This is a genomic window from Mesorhizobium sp. B3-1-9, assembly GCF_006439595.1.
In the GTDB taxonomy this organism is placed as follows: domain Bacteria; phylum Pseudomonadota; class Alphaproteobacteria; order Rhizobiales; family Rhizobiaceae; genus Mesorhizobium.
In genome coordinates, this window is record NZ_VFTJ01000026.1 from 38,486 (window position 1) to 57,303 (window position 18,818).

General features: G+C 65.5%; 16 protein-coding genes. 8 read left to right on the top strand and 8 right to left on the bottom strand.

Features of this window, described 5'->3' with window-relative positions:
• Positions 1-3 precede the first annotated feature (3 nt).
• The 6 genes from FJW07_RS28910 to FJW07_RS28935 all read left to right on the top strand — a co-directional run bounded on the left by FJW07_RS28910 (position 4) and on the right by FJW07_RS28935 (position 8,174).
• Complete coding sequence (locus tag FJW07_RS28910; protein ID WP_140859606.1) at positions 4-2,415, top strand: circularly permuted type 2 ATP-grasp protein; 2,412 nt, start codon at positions 4-6, stop codon at positions 2,413-2,415.
• Between the two features lie 100 nt (positions 2,416-2,515).
• Positions 2,516-3,391, top strand: a complete 876-nt coding sequence (locus FJW07_RS28915) for a transglutaminase family protein (protein ID WP_140859607.1) — start codon at positions 2,516-2,518, stop codon at positions 3,389-3,391.
• Positions 3,392-3,481: 90 nt separating this feature from the next.
• The gene (locus FJW07_RS28920) at positions 3,482-4,573 is read left to right on the top strand and encodes a DNA topoisomerase IB (RefSeq protein ID WP_140859608.1); all 1,092 of its coding nucleotides are present in this window, start codon (positions 3,482-3,484) and stop codon (positions 4,571-4,573) included.
• 111 nt (positions 4,574-4,684) lie between these two features.
• Positions 4,685-5,059 carry a YciI family protein gene (locus FJW07_RS28925; RefSeq protein WP_140859609.1) on the top strand — a complete coding sequence of 125 codons (375 nt, stop codon included), beginning with the start codon at positions 4,685-4,687 and terminating at the stop codon, positions 5,057-5,059.
• Positions 5,056-6,330: an RNA polymerase sigma factor gene (locus tag FJW07_RS28930; RefSeq protein ID WP_140859610.1), complete on the top strand. Its 1,275-nt coding sequence runs from the start codon at positions 5,056-5,058 to the stop codon at positions 6,328-6,330. Before FJW07_RS28925 ends, FJW07_RS28930 begins: the two co-directional genes overlap by 4 nt.
• Positions 6,331-6,659: 329 nt before the next feature.
• Positions 6,660-8,174: an aldehyde dehydrogenase family protein gene (locus FJW07_RS28935; protein WP_140859611.1), complete on the top strand. Its 1,515-nt coding sequence runs from the start codon at positions 6,660-6,662 to the stop codon at positions 8,172-8,174.
• Positions 8,175-8,260: 86 nt separating this feature from the next.
• Here FJW07_RS28935 and ugpC read toward each other — a convergent pair whose 3' ends face one another.
• From ugpC to FJW07_RS28965, 6 genes are all read right to left on the bottom strand, one after another.
• Positions 8,261-9,337 (bottom strand): sn-glycerol-3-phosphate ABC transporter ATP-binding protein UgpC, encoded by a 1,077-nt coding sequence (gene ugpC / locus FJW07_RS28940; RefSeq protein ID WP_140653208.1) that lies wholly within the window; start codon positions 9,335-9,337, stop codon positions 8,261-8,263.
• Positions 9,324-10,262 carry a PfkB family carbohydrate kinase gene (locus FJW07_RS28945; protein WP_140653209.1) on the bottom strand — a complete coding sequence of 313 codons (939 nt, stop codon included), beginning with the start codon at positions 10,260-10,262 and terminating at the stop codon, positions 9,324-9,326. Before FJW07_RS28945 ends, ugpC begins: the two co-directional genes overlap by 14 nt.
• A complete protein-coding gene (locus tag FJW07_RS28950; RefSeq protein WP_140859612.1) occupies positions 10,262-11,278 on the bottom strand; it encodes an SIS domain-containing protein in 1,017 nt (338 codons plus the stop codon). The genes FJW07_RS28945 and FJW07_RS28950 overlap by 1 nt, the downstream gene beginning before the upstream one ends.
• Positions 11,279-11,280: 2 nt before the next feature.
• Complete coding sequence (locus FJW07_RS28955) at positions 11,281-12,126, bottom strand: carbohydrate ABC transporter permease (protein WP_140859613.1); 846 nt, start codon at positions 12,124-12,126, stop codon at positions 11,281-11,283.
• Positions 12,126-13,010, bottom strand: a complete 885-nt coding sequence (locus tag FJW07_RS28960; protein ID WP_140859614.1) for a sugar ABC transporter permease — start codon at positions 13,008-13,010, stop codon at positions 12,126-12,128. The genes FJW07_RS28955 and FJW07_RS28960 overlap by 1 nt, the downstream gene beginning before the upstream one ends.
• Before the next feature lie 87 nt (positions 13,011-13,097).
• The gene (locus FJW07_RS28965; protein ID WP_140653213.1) at positions 13,098-14,336 is read right to left on the bottom strand and encodes an extracellular solute-binding protein; all 1,239 of its coding nucleotides are present in this window, start codon (positions 14,334-14,336) and stop codon (positions 13,098-13,100) included.
• Between the two features lie 223 nt (positions 14,337-14,559).
• Between FJW07_RS28965 and FJW07_RS28970 the strand changes: the two genes are divergently transcribed.
• Positions 14,560-15,762 carry an ROK family transcriptional regulator gene (locus FJW07_RS28970; protein WP_140859615.1) on the top strand — a complete coding sequence of 401 codons (1,203 nt, stop codon included), beginning with the start codon at positions 14,560-14,562 and terminating at the stop codon, positions 15,760-15,762.
• Positions 15,763-15,768: 6 nt separating this feature from the next.
• Here the strand turns inward: FJW07_RS28970 and FJW07_RS28975 are convergent, their stop codons facing one another.
• Positions 15,769-16,662 carry a hypothetical protein gene (locus FJW07_RS28975; protein WP_140859616.1) on the bottom strand — a complete coding sequence of 298 codons (894 nt, stop codon included), beginning with the start codon at positions 16,660-16,662 and terminating at the stop codon, positions 15,769-15,771.
• Positions 16,663-16,745: 83 nt separating this feature from the next.
• The gene (locus FJW07_RS28980; protein WP_140859617.1) at positions 16,746-17,612 is read right to left on the bottom strand and encodes a hypothetical protein; all 867 of its coding nucleotides are present in this window, start codon (positions 17,610-17,612) and stop codon (positions 16,746-16,748) included.
• Positions 17,613-17,950: 338 nt separating this feature from the next.
• On the opposite strand from FJW07_RS28980, the gene FJW07_RS28985 reads away from it, so the two are divergent.
• Complete coding sequence (locus tag FJW07_RS28985; RefSeq protein ID WP_140859618.1) at positions 17,951-18,784, top strand: GNAT family N-acetyltransferase; 834 nt, start codon at positions 17,951-17,953, stop codon at positions 18,782-18,784.
• The last annotated feature ends 34 nt before the right edge of the window (positions 18,785-18,818 follow it).

The following is an 18,818-nucleotide window of genomic DNA, read 5'->3' on the forward strand; positions in this document are numbered from 1 at the left end:
ACAATGGCCAAGGGGAATCAGAGACGGGCAGGCGGCAGGCCGCGGGCGCAGGGCCTGCTGGAGCGCTACCGGCCGATCGAAGGCGTCGTCGACGAGATGGTCGACGCGTCGGGCAGCCCGCGTCCGGCCTGGCGCTTCTTCATCGACGCGCTCGATGATCTGGGCGCGGAACGGCTTGGGCAGCGGTTTGCCCGCGCCGACCAGTATCTGCGCGACGCCGGCGTCTATTATCGCGTCTATGAGCAGGCCGGTGCCAATGAGCGGGAATGGCCGCTCGCGCATGTCCCGCTGCTGATCGACGAGAAGGAATGGGCCGAGATCAGTGCCGGCCTCGTCCAGCGCGCCGACCTGTTCGAGGCCATCCTGGCCGACATCTATGGGCCGAACCGGCTGATCGAGAAGGGGATCCTGCCTGCCGGGCTGATCGCGGCGAGCTCCGAATATCTGCGCCCCGTCGCAGGCGTCCGGCCGGCGAGCGGGCATTTCCTGCATATGGTCGCCTTCGAGCTCGGCCGTGGCCCGGACGGGCGCTGGTGGGTGCTGGGCGATCGCGCCCAGGCGCCGTCCGGCGCCGGCTTCGCGCTGGAGAACCGCGTCGCCACCACGCGCGCGCTGTCGGATATCTATGGCGAGATGCATGTGCATCGGCTGGCGGGCTTCTTCCGTCGTTTCCGCGATGCGCTGAACGGCATGGCGAGGGAATCGGGCGGCCGTGTCGCCATCCTGACGCCGGGACCGCTCAACGAAACCTACTACGAGCACGCCTATATCGCCCGCTATCTCGGCATCATGCTGCTCGAGGGCGAGGACCTGACCGTATCCGGCGGCAGGCTGATGGTGCGGACGGTTTCAGGCCTGCTGCCGATCGGCGTTCTGTGGCGGCGGCTCGACGCGGCCTTCGCCGATCCGCTGGAGCTCAGGCCGGACTCGCAGATCGGCACGCCGGGGCTGGTCGAGGCGATCCGGCGCGGCGCCGTTTCGGCCGTCAATGCGCTGGGTTCCGGCCTGGTGGAAACGCGGGCCTTGCTTTCCTTCCTGCCCAGGATCGCGCGGGAACTGCAAGGTGAAGATCTGTCGTTGCCGAACGTTGCCACTTGGTGGTGCGGGCAGCAGAACGAACGCGACCACGTGCTTGCCAATATCGACCACATGGTGGTCGGCCCGGCGCTGTCGACGCGGCTCGCCTTCGAGGACGATGGCGCGACCAGGCTCGGTTCGGCGCTTTCGGCGGGGGAACGGGCGGAGCTTGTCGCGCGGATCGAAGCCGACGGCGCCGGCTTTGTCGGCCAGGAAGCGGTGACACTCTCGACCACGCCGGTGTTCGTCGGCGGTGTGCTCGAGCCGCGCCCCGCCAGTCTGCGCGTCTATCTGGCGCGCACACCGGAAGGCTGGACGGTGATGCCCGGCGGCTTCGCCCGGGTCGGCTTCTCGCTCGACCCGACGGCGATCGCCATGCAGCGCGGCGGCCAGGCGGCCGATGTCTGGGTGGTCAGCGACAGGCCGGTCGAGCGCGAGACATTGTTGCCGCAGGAGCATGACGGCTTCACCCGCACCATGCCCGGCAGCCTGCCCAGCCGCGCGGCGGAGAACCTGACCTGGCTCGGGCGCTATATCGAGCGCTCCGAAGACACGGTGCGCGTGCTGCGCGCCTATCACGTGCGGCTTGCCGAGACGTCCGATCCGGACATGCCGCTGCTCGCCGATATCAGGGACTATCTCGAGCCGTTCGGCATCGAGGCCGAAACGGCGATACCGCCAGGGTTGATCGGCACTTTGGACAGCGCGGTCTACAGCGCCGGCCAGATTCGCGACCGCTTCTCTCCCGACGGCTGGCTGGCGCTGAAGGATCTGTCGAAGACCATCCACAAATTCGCGGAGACGGTCGCGCCCGGAGACGACGCGACGCGGGCGATGACGGTGATGCTGCGCAAGCTCGCCGGCTTTTCCGGCCTGCTGCATGAGAACATGTACCGCTTCACCGGCTGGCGCTTCCTGGAGATCGGCCGCAGGCTGGAGCGCGGCATCCAGATCGCCGGCACGCTCAGCCGGCTGACAAGGAATGGGGCGCCGGAAGGGGCGCTCGACATGATGCTGGAAATCGGCGACAGCGTCATGACCCATCGCCGGCAGTATCCGGTGCAGGCCGGGCGGCGCACGGTGATCGACCTGCTCGCGCTCGACCCGCTCAACCCACGCTCGATACTGTTCCAGCTCGAGCGGCTGAAGGCCGAGATCGCCATGCTGCCTTCGATCGGCGGCGAGGGGCATATGTCGCCCGCCGCCAAGGAAATCCTGCAGCTCAACACGGCAATCGCCGTCATGGAGCCGTCGGATATGAGCGCCAAGGTGCTCGACGACTTGGCCGGCCAGATCGGCGCTCTCTACAACAGCCTCGCCAGAGGCTATTTCGGTTAGAGCATTTCCAGCGAAAAGGACCGCCTCCAATGCTCTATCTCTTTGTTTTTGCGCAATTCCGGACGCAAAACCGCTGCGCACTTTTGCTGGAATTGCTTTAATGCTCTACGACATCAAACTCCATCTGCATTACGACTATGCCGCCGTCGCCGGCGGCGGACGGCACCAGGTGCGCGTCATGCCGCAGACGATCGCCGGCGTGCAGCGCGTGATCGCGGCCTCGCTGTCCTTCCAGCCGTCGCCGGCCGAACGTGCCGATTTTTCCGATTTCTTCGGCAACAACGTCACATCGATCGCCTTTCGCGACGCGCATGAGACGCTCGACATCCGAATGAGCGCGCGCGTTTCGGTCTCGCGGCCCGAGCCGGGTCTCGATGTCTCGCCCGATATAAACGGGCTGAGGTCGGAGCTCGATCTGGTGCGGTCACTCTCGCCGTCCGCGCCGCATCATTTCCTCGCCGCCAGCGATCATGTAGGCATCGACGCGGCGATCACGGCCTATGCGCGGGACAGTTTGTCGGGGTCAACCGTCGCCACGGCGGCCGATCTCTGCAACCGCATTCATCGCGACTTCACCTATGACGGCGAGGCGACGACCGTGCAGACCCGGGCCAGCGACGCCTTTGCGCTGAAACGCGGCGTCTGTCAGGATTTCTCGCATATCATGATCGCCGGCCTGCGCGGGCTTGGCATCCCGGCCGGCTATGTCAGCGGCTTCCTGCGCACTATCCCGCCGAAGGGCAAGCCGCGGCTTGAAGGCGCGGACGCCATGCATGCCTGGGTCAAGGCCTGGTGCGGACGCGACGCCGGCTGGCAGGAGTTCGACCCGACCAACGGCATGCGGGCGAGCAACGACCATATCACGGTCGGCTACGGCCGCGACTATTCCGACGTGGCGCCGATCGTCGGCGTCTTGAAAACGACCGGTGGTCAAGTCGGCGAGCAGGCGGTCGACGTCATCCCGGTGGCAGCCTGACGCGACGGCGTCGATGATGCGCGCCGCCGTTTGCATCCGGAACCAGTCATCGGCGAGCGGCTTTATCTACGGATAATTCGCGGAGCCGGCATGTTGCAGCATTCACAATTGTCCTCGGACCGTTCAACGCGGAACGAGGAAACTCGAAGGAACGGTGCGCAAGATTCGGCCGAGCGCGCGTCGCTCAGCTATGTGAGCGATGCCGATCCCGGCGTCCGACGATTGAGAAAAGGCAAGGGATTTTCCTATGCCGGTCCGAACGGACGCGCGGTCAGCGCGCAGACCCTTGCCCGCATCAAGGCGATCGTCATTCCGCCGGCCTGGACGGATGTGTGGATCTCGCCCGATCCGGACGGCCATATCCAGGCGACAGGCCGGGATCAGCGCGGCCGCAAACAGTACCGTTATCACCCGCAATGGACCGAGGAGCGCGACGGCGTCAAATATTCCAGCCTCGTCGCTTTCGCCGAAAGCCTGCCCGCGCTGCGGCTGCAGATCGATGCGGACCTGCGCCGCCGCGGTCTGCCCATGGAGCGCGTCGTCGCCTCGGTGGTCTGGTTGCTCGACAACACCCTTATCCGCATCGGCAACGCCGCCTATGCACGGGACAACAAGAGTTTCGGGCTGACCACGCTGCGCGACCGCCATGTCGAGATCACGGGCTCCAGCCTGCGCTTCGCCTTCAAGGGCAAGTCGGGCAAGGAATGGAAGCTGAAGCTGGTCGATCGCCGCATCGCCAAGATCGTGCGCGGCGCCCAGGATCTGCCTGGGCAGAAACTGTTCCAATATCTCGATGAGAATGGCGACCGCTGCCCGGTGCGCTCGGAGGACGTCAACCGCTATATTCGCGAGGCATCCGGCGCCGATTTCAGCTCAAAGCATTTCCGCACCTGGGGCGGCACGATCCATGCGGCGTCGCTGTTTGCCGGGAGCGAGCTGCCGGAAAGCAAGACGCAGCAAAAACGGATGATCAACAGTGTCGTCGACAAGGTCGCCGAGCGGCTGGGCAATACCCGTGCCGTCTGCCGCAAATGCTACATCCATCCGCTGGTGTTCGAGGCATGGAGCAAAGGGCGCCTGCTCGACGAAATGGCCGGGGCCAACAAGCGCAAACGCCGGATATCCGGCCTCGACGAGGAAGAAACGCTGGTGCTCAGATGGCTGCAGGCGCGCGGCGCCTGACAGGCAGGCGCGAAGGCAGCCAAGTCCGTGATCCTTCGATAAATTTTTTTATCGACCTCGTGTCGGGAAGGGTCCTAGTGTCGCGTCCTTTGATACGGAAAGGACGAGACCATGCTCTACGCCATCCTCTGCTACGCTTCCGAAGACGTCGTCTGCTCCTGGAGCAAGGAACAGGACGACGAGGTCATGGCAAAGCTCCTCAACGTGCAGGACAAATACGCCAAGGCGGGCCGGCTCGGCCCCGTGGCGCGCCTTTTGCCGACGACCGCGGCGACCACGCTGAGAAAGGTCAGGGGCGAGGCGGTCGTGCTGGACGGCCCGTTCGCCGAAACCAAGGAACAGTTCCTCGGCTTCTACACGCTCGAATGCGACGATCTCGATGAAGCGGTCGCATTCGCGCGCGAGCTCTCCGAGGTCAATCCGAGCGGCGGCTCCTACGAGATCCGGCCGGTTTCGATCTTCAATCCCACAAAGGTAGCGGTATGACTGACCTTGCCTGGATAAGCACGGCGATCGGCAACGCCCGTCCGCAGGCGATGGGCGCGCTGCTGCGCTACTTCCGCGACCTCGACGCCGCGGAGGAGGCTTTCCAGGACGCTTGCCTGAGGGCACTCAAGAACTGGCCGAAGAACGGGCCGCCGCGAGATCCCGTCGCCTGGCTGATCTTTGTCGGCCGCAACAGCGGCATCGACGCCGTGCGCAAGCGCGCCAAGCAGGCGCCGATGCCGGAAGAAGACCAGGTCTCCGATCTGGAGGACGCCGAGAGCGACATCGCCGAGCGGCTCGACGGCGCGCATTACCGCGACGATATCCTGCGGCTTCTGTTCATCTGCTGCCATCCGGATCTGCCGGCGACGCAGCAGATCGCGGTGGCGCTGCGCATCGTCTCCGGCCTTACCGTCAAGCAGATCGCGCGCGCCTTCCTCGTCGGCGAGAGCGCCATGGAACAGCGCATCACCCGCGCCAAGGCGCGCATCGCCGACGCCGGCGTGCCGTTCGAAACGCCGGGCGCGGTCGAGCGCTCGGAGCGGCTCGCCGCTGTCGCCGCGATGGTCTATCTGATCTTCAACGAAGGCTATTCGACCAATGGCGGCGAGGCGCCGGCCCGCGCGCCGCTGTGCGAGGAGGCGATCCGGCTTGCCCGTCTGCTGCTCAGGCTCTTCCAGGCCGAGCCGGAGATCATGGGGCTGACGGCGCTGCTTCTGCTGCAGCACGCGCGGGCGCCGGCGCGTTTCGACGAGAATGGCGAGATCGTCCTGCTCGAGGACCAGGACCGCTCGCTATGGAGCCGTAAGATGATCGACGAGGGCCTGGCGCTGGTCGACAAGGCGCTGCGCCACCGCAAGCCTGGCCCCTACCAGGTTCAGGCGGCGATCGCGGCGCTGCATGCGCGGGCGGCGACGGCGGAAGATACAGACTGGACCGAGATCGACCTGCTCTACGGTCTGCTGGAGCAGATGCAGCCTTCGCCCGTTGTGACGCTGAACCGCGCCGTCGCGGTCAGCAAAGTGAAAGGTCCGGACGCTGCGCTTGCCATGATCGAGCCGCTGGAAGAGCGGCTCTCGGGGTACTTCCATTTCTTCGGCCTGAAGGGCGGGCTGCTGATGCAGCTTGGCCGCAACGAGGAGGCGCGCGTTGCCTTCGACCGCGCCATCGCTTTGGCCAATACCGCCGCCGAGGCGGCGCATATTCGCATGCATATCGACCGGCTGATCAAGGAAAGCAGCCCGAAGCCTTCGGTCCAGAAGGCGCACTGAGGCGTATTGAGTTTCAGGTGATGCCGGTCTGCAAATGCCGCGTTCCTGCGCTTCCGGCCTTCGCCGGCCGAAGCGCTCGTGAGTGGCGCGGCAGCGCCCCTCTTTGACTCCGGCTCGGCCTGACCTGAATCCACAACACACCTTGGCCGTGGTTTGCTGTCTGGCCCAATTCCGCGCTCCGGCCTTGGACCATGCCGGGGTGGCGGTTTTTCCCTGAAACGAGTAATGCCACGCCATCAAAGCGCCCGGACCGTGCCCGACCGCACGTCCAAGAGATGGCGCATGGCTCCATCCCTGCCCATGAGAGGCGGAACCTGAAAGGGACAGAAATGACGTTAGCGAAGGAAACGGCCGCACTTCTTGAGAAACTCGGCGTTGCCAAGGATGCGCTTTCGGGCGGCGACCTTGTCGTGCGCAGCCCGGTGACGGGCGAACAGATCGCGGCGCTGAAGTCGATTTCGGCCGCCGATACCCGCAAGGCCATCGATGCCGCGCACAAGGCCTTTCAGGACTGGCGGCTGGTGCCGGGGCCGAAGCGGGGCGAACTGGTGCGTCTGCTCGGCGAGGAGTTGCGCGCGCATAAGGACGAACTCGGCCGCCTGGTGTCGATCGAGGTCGGCAAGATCCCGTCCGAGGGCCTCGGCGAAGTGCAGGAAATGATCGACATCTGCGACTTCGCCGTAGGCCTTTCGCGCCAGCTCTATGGCCTGACGATCGCCACCGAGCGTCCCGGACACCGCATGATGGAGACCTGGCATCCGCTCGGCGTCGTCGGCGTGATCTCTGCCTTCAACTTCCCGGTCGCGGTGTGGTCGTGGAACGCGGCCCTTGCCTTCGTCTGCGGTGATGCGGTGGTGTGGAAGCCGTCGGAAAAGACGCCGCTGACCGCACTTGCCTGCGAGGCGATCTTCAAGCGCGCCGTCAAGCGTTTCGGCAAGGATGCGCTGGCAGGGCTGCTGCAGGTGCTGATCGGCGACCGCGTCGCCGGCGAGGTGCTGGTCGACCATCCCAAGGTGCCGCTGGTCTCGGCCACCGGCTCGACGCGCATGGGCCGGGAGGTCGGCCCCAGGCTCGCCAAGCGTTTTGCCCGTGCCGTGCTGGAGCTTGGCGGCAACAATGCCGGCATCGTGACGCCCACCGCCGATCTCGACATGGCGCTGCGCGCCATCGCCTTCGGCGCCATGGGCACGGCCGGCCAGCGCTGCACGACGCTTCGCCGACTGTTCGTGCATGACAGCGTCTATGACGCGCTCTTGCCGCGGCTGAAGAAGGCCTATCAGTCCGTCTCGGTCGGCAATCCGCTGGAAGGCAAGGCGCTGGTCGGCCCGCTGATCGACAAGGCCGCCTTCGACAACATGCAGAAGGCGTTGGAGGAAGCTGAGGCGCATGGCGGCAAGGTGACCGGCGGCACGCGCGTCGAGAATGGCCACCCGGACGCCTATTACGTGCATCCGGCACTGGTCGAGATGCCGAAGCAGGTTTCGCCGGTGACGGAAGAGACCTTCGCGCCGATCCTCTATGTGATGAAATATTCCGATTTCGACGAGGCGCTGGAGCAGCACAATGCGGTCGGCGCCGGACTGTCGTCGTCGATCTTCACGCGCGACCTGCAGGAATCGGAGCGCTTCCTGGGTGTCGACGGTTCGGACTGCGGCATCGCCAACGTCAACATCGGCACGTCGGGCGCCGAGATCGGCGGGGCGTTCGGTGGCGAGAAGGAGACGGGCGGCGGCCGCGAGAGCGGCTCGGACGCCTGGAAGGCCTATATGCGCCGCGCCACCAACACGGTGAACTATTCCAAGGCGCTGCCGCTCGCGCAAGGCGTGTCGTTCGACATCGATTGAGGACGAGCGACGGGTCAGCCCTCACCCGCGAGCTGACCCGGCCCGCCTATCGATCAGGCCATGCAGGGCGGAAGGCGGGCGATTGGTCAGAAAGCCTTGCCGGTGGCCGGATCGAAGAGGCGGAGCGCGTCCGCATCCAAGACGAACGCGCATGGCTGACCCTTGGCGACACGGGCGCGCGGCGGCAATGTCGCCGTCAAGTTCTGCGCGCCGACCCGGGCGGTGGTGACCTGTTCGGGGCCGGTCAGTTCGACGACGTCGATCTCCACCGGCAGCGACAGTTCAGCGCCGCTGCCCGGTCCAAGGCGGAGCGCTTCCGGCCTGATGCCGACCACAACTGATGCACTGTTGCGGGCCGCGTCGGCGTAGCGAGCCGGAATCGCCAGCCGCGCATCGGTGCCTGCAATCGCCAGCTTGCCGTCCTCGACGGTCGCTTCCAGCATGTTCATCGACGGCGCGCCGACGAAGCCCGCGACATAGAGCGTCGCCGGATGGTTGTAGATCTCTTCCGGCGTGCCCAGCTGTTCGATGCGGCCGTCGCGCATGACGGCGATGCGGGTCGCCAGCGTCATCGCCTCGATCTGGTCATGGGTGACGTAGACGACCGTGGTGCGCAGCATTTCATGCAGGCGCTTCAGTTCGGTGCGCATTTCCAGCCGCAGCTTGGCGTCAAGATTCGAGAGCGGCTCGTCGAACAGGAAGACCTGCGGCTTGCGCACCAAAGCGCGGCCGATGGCGACGCGCTGGCGCTGGCCGCCGGAGAGCTGGCCGGGCTTGCGGTCGAGCAGGTTCTCGATCTGCAGCAATCTTGCCGCCTCGCGCACCGCCTTGTCGCGCTCGGCGGCGGGGACTTTGCGCATTTCAAGGCCGAAGCCGATGTTGCGGCTGACGGTGAGGTTCGGATAGAGCGCGTAGGACTGGAAGACCATGGCGATGTCGCGGTTTTTCGGATGCACGCCAAGCACCGACCTGCCGCCGATCAGCACATCGCCGCTGGTTGCCTCGGCGAGACCGGCGATGATGTTGAGCAAAGTGGACTTGCCACAGCCCGACGAACCGAGCAGCACCAGGAACTCGCCATTTTCGAGCGCGATGTCGATGCCTTTCAGGGTTTCGACGCTGCCGTAATTCTTGCGGACATCGCGAATTTCAAGCGCGCTCATGAACAGCATCCTCGAACTGGATCGGCCCGCCATAATCGCGGGGCAAGGTTGAAATGGCGCGCGAGGCCACAAGGATGGCGGCGGACAGGCACTTCACCAACGATTGCCCCTGTGCCAGTGCCGCCAGGAAGGCGGCGTTGAAGACATCGCCGGCGCCGATCGTGTCGATGACGGCGACTCGAGGTGCCGGCACTTGAATGAGCTCGCCGTCGGCGCCGATGGCGATCGCGCCGTCCGGCCCGCGCTTGACGACGACCGTCGCTTCGTCCCGCATGCCGTCGCGGATCTTGCGCGCGGCTTCCGATGGACTTGCCAGGCCGGCCAGCGTAGTCGTCTCGACCTCGTTGAAGAGGGCCAGTGCGCAGCGCGACAGCCAGCCGCGCGCGGCGGTGCAGTTCGCTTGCGTCCAGCCGTCGATCGGCCAGCCTGTGTCAAGCGCAACGGCGATGCCATGCGCTTCGGCCCAGTCGAAGAAGGCGTCGTAATCGCGCGTCAGGTCGTCGGTGAGGAAAGAGCCGCAGAGCAGCGCGTAACCGCCAGCAAGCCGATTGCCGTTCAGCACGGAGAGCACGTCAGCCAGGCTGAAGCGGGGCAGGTGGCCGCGCGTGGTGAAGAAGGTGCGCTCGCCATCGGGATGGGTCATGCCGACCGACAATGTCGTGCCTTCGGGACGAACCGGCCAATTCTGCGCGCGGCGTCCGAAGGCCTCGCGCAGCCAGCGCCCGAACTGGTCGTCGCCAATATTGGCGGCGATCTCGAAGTCGATGCCCAGCGCCTGCCAGGCAAGCGCGGTGTTGCCGGCCTGGCCGCCGACGCGCAGGTCGTCATGATCGACGACGGTCTCCGTGCCGGCCTTCGGCCAGGGCGCGACGGGCCCGACGATCAGGTCGACATTGACGTTGCCGATCACCGCGAGCGGCAGCATCACTCGCTCCTGGTGATCTTGGTGGTGCGCACCGGCGTTCCGGCATTCTCGACGCGGGAATCGGCGAAGGCGACCATCAGGCGTTGCGCAACCGGCAGCATGGCAAAGATCGCCGCCAAGCCCGTGGCGGGCTTGAAGGCGAACGTGACCGCGCCCGCGACCGGCGGCTTGCCAGAAGCGTCGAACATGATCAGCGGCGCGCCGGTCTCGACCACCGAAACGGCCATGGCGGTGATCAGCTCCGCGGTCGGGTCGTCGCCGCGGAAGAGGACGACGCCGATCTTGGGCCCGAGCATCTCCATCGGCCCGTGGCGAAGCTGGCCGCCTTCGAGCGAAAAGCACGGCAGGCGCGACAATTCGGTCAGGCCGAGCCCCAGCGCCTCGGCGAGGCCCTGCAGCCTGCGGCCGGAGGTCACGACGGTCGCGACCGTGCTCAGCGCCTCGAGCGCGGCATTGATCTCGACCGTCTCCGTCGCCTTGAGCACCGCGAGCGCGGCGGCGGGGTCCTCGCCCAGCGCGGCGAGAATGGCGAGGTGCAGGGCGAAGGTCACGGTCAGGCTGCGGGTCGCGGCAAAGGCAAGCTCGGTGCCGCCGGTGCCGACGAGGCAAGGCACCGTACGGCCGAGGAAGGAACCGGCCTCCAGCGTCAGGCCGAAGGTGTCGGCCTGCGGATCCGTTTCGGAGAACCAGCGCAGGACTTCGGCGCTTTCACCGGATTGCGAGGTGACGAGCACGGTCCGGCCTGTAAGCGGCAGCGGCTGGCCGAGTTGCTCCGAGAGCGGCATGGCGATGGCATCGATGCCATGCGCGCGATAGAGCGGCTCGACGGCGCGCGCGACGGCATGCGAGGCGCCCATGCCGAGCAGGACGAGCCTGCCGTTCTTCCTGATCGAGGCGGCGACCTCGGCGGCGGCCTCTCGATTGCTCTCGAACGAGGCAAGCGCATCCTCATGCTGGCGCGCCATCTCGCGGTCGATCGCGACAAGCCCTGCCGGGCGGTTCTTCTCTGCAGTCATGATTATCCTTTCACTCCGCCGCTGGTGAGGCCCGAGATCAGCGCGCGTTGCATGACGAGGCCGATCAGCACCGGCGGCAAGGCCGCGAGCACGCCGGCGGTGGCGATCAGTCCGTAGTCGGAAACGCGGCCGCCGGCGAGATCGGCGATGGCGACCGTCAGGGTCTTTGCCCGCTGGTCCGAGGTGAAGAGGAGGGCATAGAAGAACTCGTCCCAGGCAAGCAGCACGGCAAACAGCGCCGATGTCGCCACGACGGGCGCCGCCAGCGGCAAGGTGATGATGCGCCACGTCTGGAGCAGCCCGGCCCCGTCGATCATCGCCGCGGCCTCGATCTCGCGCGGGATGGAATCGAAACCCGATTTCATCAGCCAGGTGGTGAAGGGCGCGAGGATCGTCAGATAGATCAGCGCAAGGCCAAAGACGTTGTTGAGCAGGCCGAGATAAGACAGGCCCATGTAAAGCGGCACGGAGAGCGCTACCGGCGGCAGCATATAGGTGGCGATCACCATGGACAGCGACCAGCCCACCGAAGGCGTGCGCGAAACGGCCCAGCCGGCCGGTACGGCAAGGACAACAGCGGCAAGCGTCGCCATGCCGGCGACTTCCAGGCTGTTGCGCAACGAGGCGGTGAAGGCGGCGCCGGCGCTGTTTTCGGCCGTCGACAGAAGCTGCGCGTAACGGGAGAAGTCGGCCGCCTGCGGCCACCAGCGCAGCGGCTTGGCGGCAAGATCGGCGGCCGGCGATATGCTCATGACGAAGAGCCAGGTAAGCGGCGCCAGGATCACGGCGGCGAGCAGGATCGCGCAGACATAGATAAAAGCGGTGAAGACCGGGCTCTTGCGTTCCATCAGGCGGCACTCCCCGCGGTCTTCCTGACCAGCGCCGCATAGGCGACGGCGAGCACGGTGACGAGCAAGGTGACGATCAGCGCCAGCGATGCGCCGGAGCCGGCGCGCTGGAAGGAGAAGGCCTCCTGATAGACGAGGATCGACAGCGAGCGGGTGCTGTTGGCCGGGCCGCCGCGGGTCATGACCCAGATGATGTCGAAGACCTTGAAGGCCTCGATGGTGCGCAGCACCAGCGCGACCATCAGCGGACCGGCGAGATAGGGCAGGATGACGAAACGAAAGCGGTTGAACGGGCCGGCGCCGTCGACAAGCGCCGCGGCGGTGATGTCGCGCGGCACCGCTTGCAGGGCGGCGAGCGCGATCAGCGCGACAAGAGGAAAATTCTTCCAGCAGTCGGCGACAATCAGCGCCGCGAGCGCCGTGCCGGGCTCACCCAGCCAGGAGCGATAGTCATCGAGGAGATGGAGTTGCGTCAGCGCCGCATTCAGCGCGCCATATTCGGGATTGTAGATCAGCCGCCAGAGCGTCGCGTTGACGACGGTGGGCAGCGCCCATGGCAGGATCATCAGCCCGCGCAAGACCGCGCGGCCACGGAATTCCTGATTGAGCAGAAGAGCCGCAAGCACGCCGATCACCATCTCGGCGGCGACCGAGATGACCGCAAACCAGGTGGTTGTGACCAGCGTGCGGCTGAAGTTCGAGCTCGTCAGCATCTTGGTGTAGTTGTCGAAGCCGACGTAATTGCCAGCCGTGCCGACCAGCTGGGCGTCGGTGAAGGAGAGCCTGACCGTATCAACCAACGGCCAGCCGATGACGGCGACCATGATCACCAGAAGCGGCAGCATCAACAGCCACGCGCGAGTCGTCATCCAGGTGCCTGACATCGGAGGCGCCTCTCTTCCTTCATCCGGTCAGAAATAGCACGGGCGGCGCTCATGTATGAGGCCGCCCGCCCGTCAGGGAACGCCAGATCAGAGGCCGCTGTTTTCGGCAGCGGTCTTGAGCGCGTCTTCCGGCGCCGTCTGGCCGAGCAGCGATTCCTGGATCGCCTGCTGCAGTGCCGTCGACAGCTGCTGATATTTCGGCGTGGTCGGGCGCGGATACATCGCGGCGAGACCGAGCTTGGCGGCGGCGATCAGTTCTTCCTGGCCCTTGGTGACGGCCGGATCGTCATAGGACGAGGCCCAGATCGGCAGCGAGAGCTTGGCATACTGGTTCTGCGTCGCCTGCGAGGTCATGAACTCGATGTATTTCCAGGCTTCGTCCTGGTGCTTCGATACCGCGGTGATGCCAAGGCCCATCGAGCCATTGACGGCCGAGACCTCGCTGGTGCCGGCAACGCCCGGCGCCGGCACCACGCCGACCTTGCCCGCGACCTTGGAGTCCTTCGGATCGTTGGCCATGTTGTACATGTAGGTCCAGTTCAGCGCGAAAGCGGCATCGCCGTTCTCGAACACCTTGCGGACGTCTTCTTCCAGGAATTCTTTGGAATTCGGATTGGTCAGGCCCGACTTGTAGCTGTCGACCATGTATTTCAGCGCCGATAGGCCGCCGCCGTTCTGGAAGTCGGGCTTGCCGTCCTTGAGGAAGTCGCCGCCATAGGCGCTGACCAGCGTGGTGTAGTCACAAACGGCGGCTTCGGCCTGCGACCAGCTCCAGGCGATCGGCGTCTTCAGCAGGCCCTTGTCCTGGATGATCTTGGCCTGCTGGCCGAGCTCTTCCCAAGTCTTCGGCGGCGCCTTGATGCCGGCCTTTTCGAGGATTTCCTTGTTGTAGAACAAATACTTGGTGTCGAGGATCCACGGCATGCCATAGTACTTGCCGTCATACTGGACGGTGGTCCAGGCGCCGGGCAGCACGCCCTTCTTCATGTCGTCGGTGATCTTCGACGACACGTCGACCAGCACCTTGTTGGTCGCATATTCGGCCGGCCAGATGACGTCGAACAGCACCACGTCGTAGCCGCCGCCGGATCCTTGGGCGAGCACGGTCTTGTCGTGCAGGCCTTCATAGGGGACGAATTCGAGATTGACCTTGATGTCCGGATTGGCCTTGGTGAAGGCCTCCGTCATCGAGCGCACGTCGGCCTCGCTATAGGCGGCCTGGGCCATGAAGAGCGCGTTCAAGGTGGTTTCAGCAAAGGCGTGCGGGACGAGCAGTCCGCCGACGAACACCGCGCCCAGAAGTGTCTTACCGATCGATTTCAGCATTTGTCTTTCTCCCATTTTCGACAACTGCGAGTGGGCGGCCAGGACTGCGCCGCTTCCCCAAATTCGCATCGCGTCTGACCGGATCCGTCCCCAACGGCCTGCGGCGGAGCCCAAAAGCTTTTGCCGTCTTTTTGTAGAGTCGCAGGGGTCTCACCTATTAAGTCAATTCGCTTGACTTAATTAGTCGATCAATCCTTTAATGGAGTCAAGAGGGGAAACGACGGTGCACGACATCAGCCCGATCCGTGCCAAAAGCGGCACCAACCAGGAGGGTACCAGCGCGCATAACCGCCGCGTCATGATCGAGGCGCTGCGGCTCAACGGCGCGCTTTCGCGCGCCGACCTGGCTCGGGCGACGCAGCTTACCAAGCAGGCGGTTTCCAACATCATCGAGGATCTCGAGCGCGACGGGCTGGTTGTCGCGCTGGATGCCGTGCGCAAGGGCAGGGGGCAGCCCTTCACACCCTACCGGCTGGTTCCCGAGGGAGCCTTCGCCATCGGGCTGCAGATCGACCGGCATTTGACGCGCGTCGTGGTGGTCGACCTCGTCGGCAAGGTGATCGCGCGCGCCGAGGCGGGGCTGCCGCTCGACGAGCCTTCGGCGGGCGTCAAGATCATCCTCGGCCTTGTCGATCGCGTCAGGTGCGAGCTGGCTTCCTTGTTTGCCCAGTCCGAGCGGCGGCTGGTCGGGTTGGGGGTCGCCATGCCGGGACCGTTCGGGCTGAAGAACCCCGACAACAAATGGATGATGCCGGCCTGGCAGCAATTTCCCTTGGTGCAGGCGCTTGCGGCCGGCACTGGGCTCAATGTCGGCCTGCAGAACGACGCGGCGGCCTGCGCGACTGCGGAGCGGATCGTCGGCGCGGCGCATGGCGTCGATCACGCCGTCTGCCTTTATGTCGGTTACGGCATAGCCGCCGGGCTGATCCTCAACGGCGAACTCTATAGCGGCGGCAACGGCAATGCGGGCGAGATCGGCATGGCGTTGCTTGCGCCGGCCGGCCCCGGTTCCACGCCGCTCGAACACCGTGCATCGCTGGCCTCGCTCTACCAGCATCTCGGCCTCGACCCCACCGAGAGGGGGCTCTACGAGACGCTCGGCGCGCTGGCGCTTGCCAGGGATCCGCGGGTCATGGGCTGGGTCGAGAAAGCCGCGTCCGACCTGCGCTGGAGCGTGCATCTGATCGAAACGATCTTCGATCCGCAAACCGTCATCCTCACCAGCAGCGCGCCCGAGGCGCTGGCCCGGCTCCTGCTTCAGGCCATGCATCCGCTGCTGCCGTCGATCGCGGATCGTCCCGTCCGGCGCCTGCCTCGACTGCAACTCGGCACCACCGATCCCTGGGCGATCGCGGTGGGCGCGGCGGCAGAGCCGATCAGCCGGGCCTTCGATCCGCGTTTTTCCGCCATCCTGAAGGCCGGATAGAAGCGGTCAACCCATCCTTTGCGTCGCGGTGGCGGCGAAAGCCGCGTCGATGATGGCGAGCTTGACCGCCTGCGCGGCGAGGTATTCGCCGTAGAATTCGTTCGAGATCCACATGACGGAATGGCCGCGCTGTCCCAGCCAGCCGACGCTGCCAAGCGCCTCGGCGTCGCGCAACTTGCGCGCAAGGTGGGTGCGCGACAGCTTCAGCCATCTGGCGAAGTCGGCGATGGAGAGGACGCCCGTCGGGATGCGCTCCTGGCCGGCATTCCGCGGGTCGACGCCGGAGATCAGCCAGTCCATGACGACGCCGCCATTGTTGAGCCAGGTGAACAGCGAGAAAGTCTGTTGCGGCTCGCGCACCGGCACGGAGGAAATCAGGCCGTCCGCGATCAGCGGCTGCAGCTTGGCAAGCATCTGCGGCCTTGCCTGGAACGTTTCCAGCCGGTTCCCGCCGTCAAGGGCATCGAGCGTGCTCAGATGGATCTGGATCCAGCCGATCAACGGCTCCAGGGTCATGGCGGGCAGTTGCAGGGGGCGAATGCGGCCGTCATCGGCCGTCGGCCCGGTCTCGAGGAAATTATAGTGCTGCATTTCCTTGATGAAGGCATGAGCCGTGTTTCGGCTTGCCACCGCATGCTGAACGGTGACGTCGGCAAAACGCGCCGCGGTCAGTTCCTTTCGATAGTCGCTGGGATCCCGGCGGAAATGCAGGGCAAGACCGATATGCGCCATCAGCCAGCGTTGCTGGGTGGCAAAGACCGAGGAGGCTCGCGGGTTTCCTTGATAGGCCTGCTGCATCGCCACGGCTTGCGCGCGCACGCAAGCCGGCAATGCCGGGTGACCGGCAATGTCTTCATAGGTCAACGCACCCTCCCAGCTTCCACCCAAAGATGCTGTCATGCTCGCAAGTTGCGGATAGCAGTTTTGGCTGGCGCCTGCCAGTAGCGGGCCGGTTTTGCGCGAGTTGCGCCGATCTCCGGCTGTCAGCGGCGTTGCGGAGCTGAGATACAGGCTTCGAACGCCTCGTCGACGACGGCGAGCTTGGCTGCCTGGACGGCCATGTACTCGTCGAAGAAAGCCCTCGAAACCCACATCACGGAATGACCGCGCTGGCCGACCCAGCCGATGCTGCCGAGCGCCTCGGCATCATGGAGTTTGCGCGCCAGATGGGTGCGTGAGAGCTTCAGCCAGTGCGCGAATTCGCTGACCGAGATGACGCCGGTCGGTATCTTGTCGAGATGGACGTCCTCCGGATCGATGCCGCACATCAGCCAGTCCATGACGATACCGCCGTTGTTCAGCCAGATAAATAACGAAAAAGTCTGTCCGGGCTCCCGCACGCCGTCGCTGGCGAGCAATCCGTCGGCGATCAGCGGCTGCAAGACAGGCAGCATTTCGGGCCGCTCGAGGAAGGCCGCCAGCCGGGTTCCGCCGTCTATGCGGTCGAGCGTCGTCAGATGCGCGTAAATCCAGCCGGTGAAGGTCTCGATGGTGCCCGCCGTGACCCGCATGGGGTGGGCGCGGCCATCGCCGCTGGCCGAAATATATTCGGCGATGTCGTAGTGCAGCATCTCCTTGACGAACGCCTCGGCGGTGTTGCGGCTGGCCACCGAATTGCGGCGTACGACATCGATGAAACGTGCCATCGTCATTTCGGTGCGGCGGTCTTCGGGATCGCGCCGGAAATGCAGCGCCAGGCCGACATGGCCGAGCAGCCAGCGCTGCTGGGTGGCAAACACGGCGGCCAGCCGCGGGCTCGTTTCGTAAATATGGATGAGCGCCTTGGCCTGTTCCTGGACACCGCGAAGCGCTGCTGGATGACGGGCGATCTCTGCGGCACTCAGCGGCATTTCCTGCGGCACTCCATGCGATTCCAAGCAACGACAAATGAAGATTCCCAGTCTTCGCCGATTGTGTCCAGTTGCCTATTGGAACAACGATCGAATAAGTGGTGCATTCCTTGCTAACTCTTTGCACCGGTTCGGGAAAGCCGTCCCGACAATAGTCGGGCCGCGGCCCTGCGTTGAATCGACGAGTCCCGCCAAGCAGGCACAGGTTCCGCGCCATCGGGGCCGCGGGGGGCGGCTGGCGTCGGCCGATACCGCGCGGCCTTTGCAGCCCGCGGCCGGCGGCCTATCGTGACGGTTGATGGCCGGCCATGGCGCAGCCAATGCCACAGAGTGAAACGATGCCGAGAACAATCCGGACCCTGACCGCCAGCGAAGTGGAAACGCTTGTCGACTGGGCGGCGAGGGAGGGCTGGAATCCGGGCATAGACGATGCCACGGCGTTTCGGGCGGCCGATCCGGATGGATTCATCGGCGCCTTTGCCGGGGGCGAGATGGTGGCCGGCATTTCGGCTGTCGCATACGGCTTGGGCTTCGGCTTCATCGGCCTCTACATATGCCGGCCCGACCGGCGTGGAGAAGGCCATGGCAAAGCGGTCAGGGACGCGGGCATGGCGCGCCTCGGCAACCGCATCATCGGTCTCGACGGGGTAGTCGAGCAGCGGGCCAACTACCAGCGCATGGGCTTCGTGCCAGCCTATGAGACCGTCCGCCACAGCGGCCGCCCCGCCGGCTTGCCCGGCGGTGGCGACATGCGGCCGGTGACGGTTGCCGACATGGCCGGGCTGTTCGCCTATGATCGCCAGTGCTTCCCGGCGCCGCGCGAGGCCTTCCTTGGCGAGTGGCTACGGCAGCCGCGGATTGCGCTGCTCTCAGCCGGATCCGACGCTATCGCCGGTTACGGCGTGGCGCGCCGATGCCGGGAGGGTTTCAAGGTCGGGCCGCTGTTCGCCGACGCGACGGACGTGGCCCTGGCGATGGTGGCGGACCTCTCGGACGCAACGGCCGGCGAGGAATTGCATATCGACGTGCCGGCCGGCCAGGTTCAATTCACCGCCATGCTTCAAGCCTCTGGCTTGGTTCCGGGCTTTACGACGACACGCATGTACAAGGGCGGCAAGCCCGGCAACGCCCCCTCGACGGTTTTCGGCGTCACGACGCTCGAGCTGGGATGATCGCGCGCGGCACGGCGCGCTGAGATCATTGTTT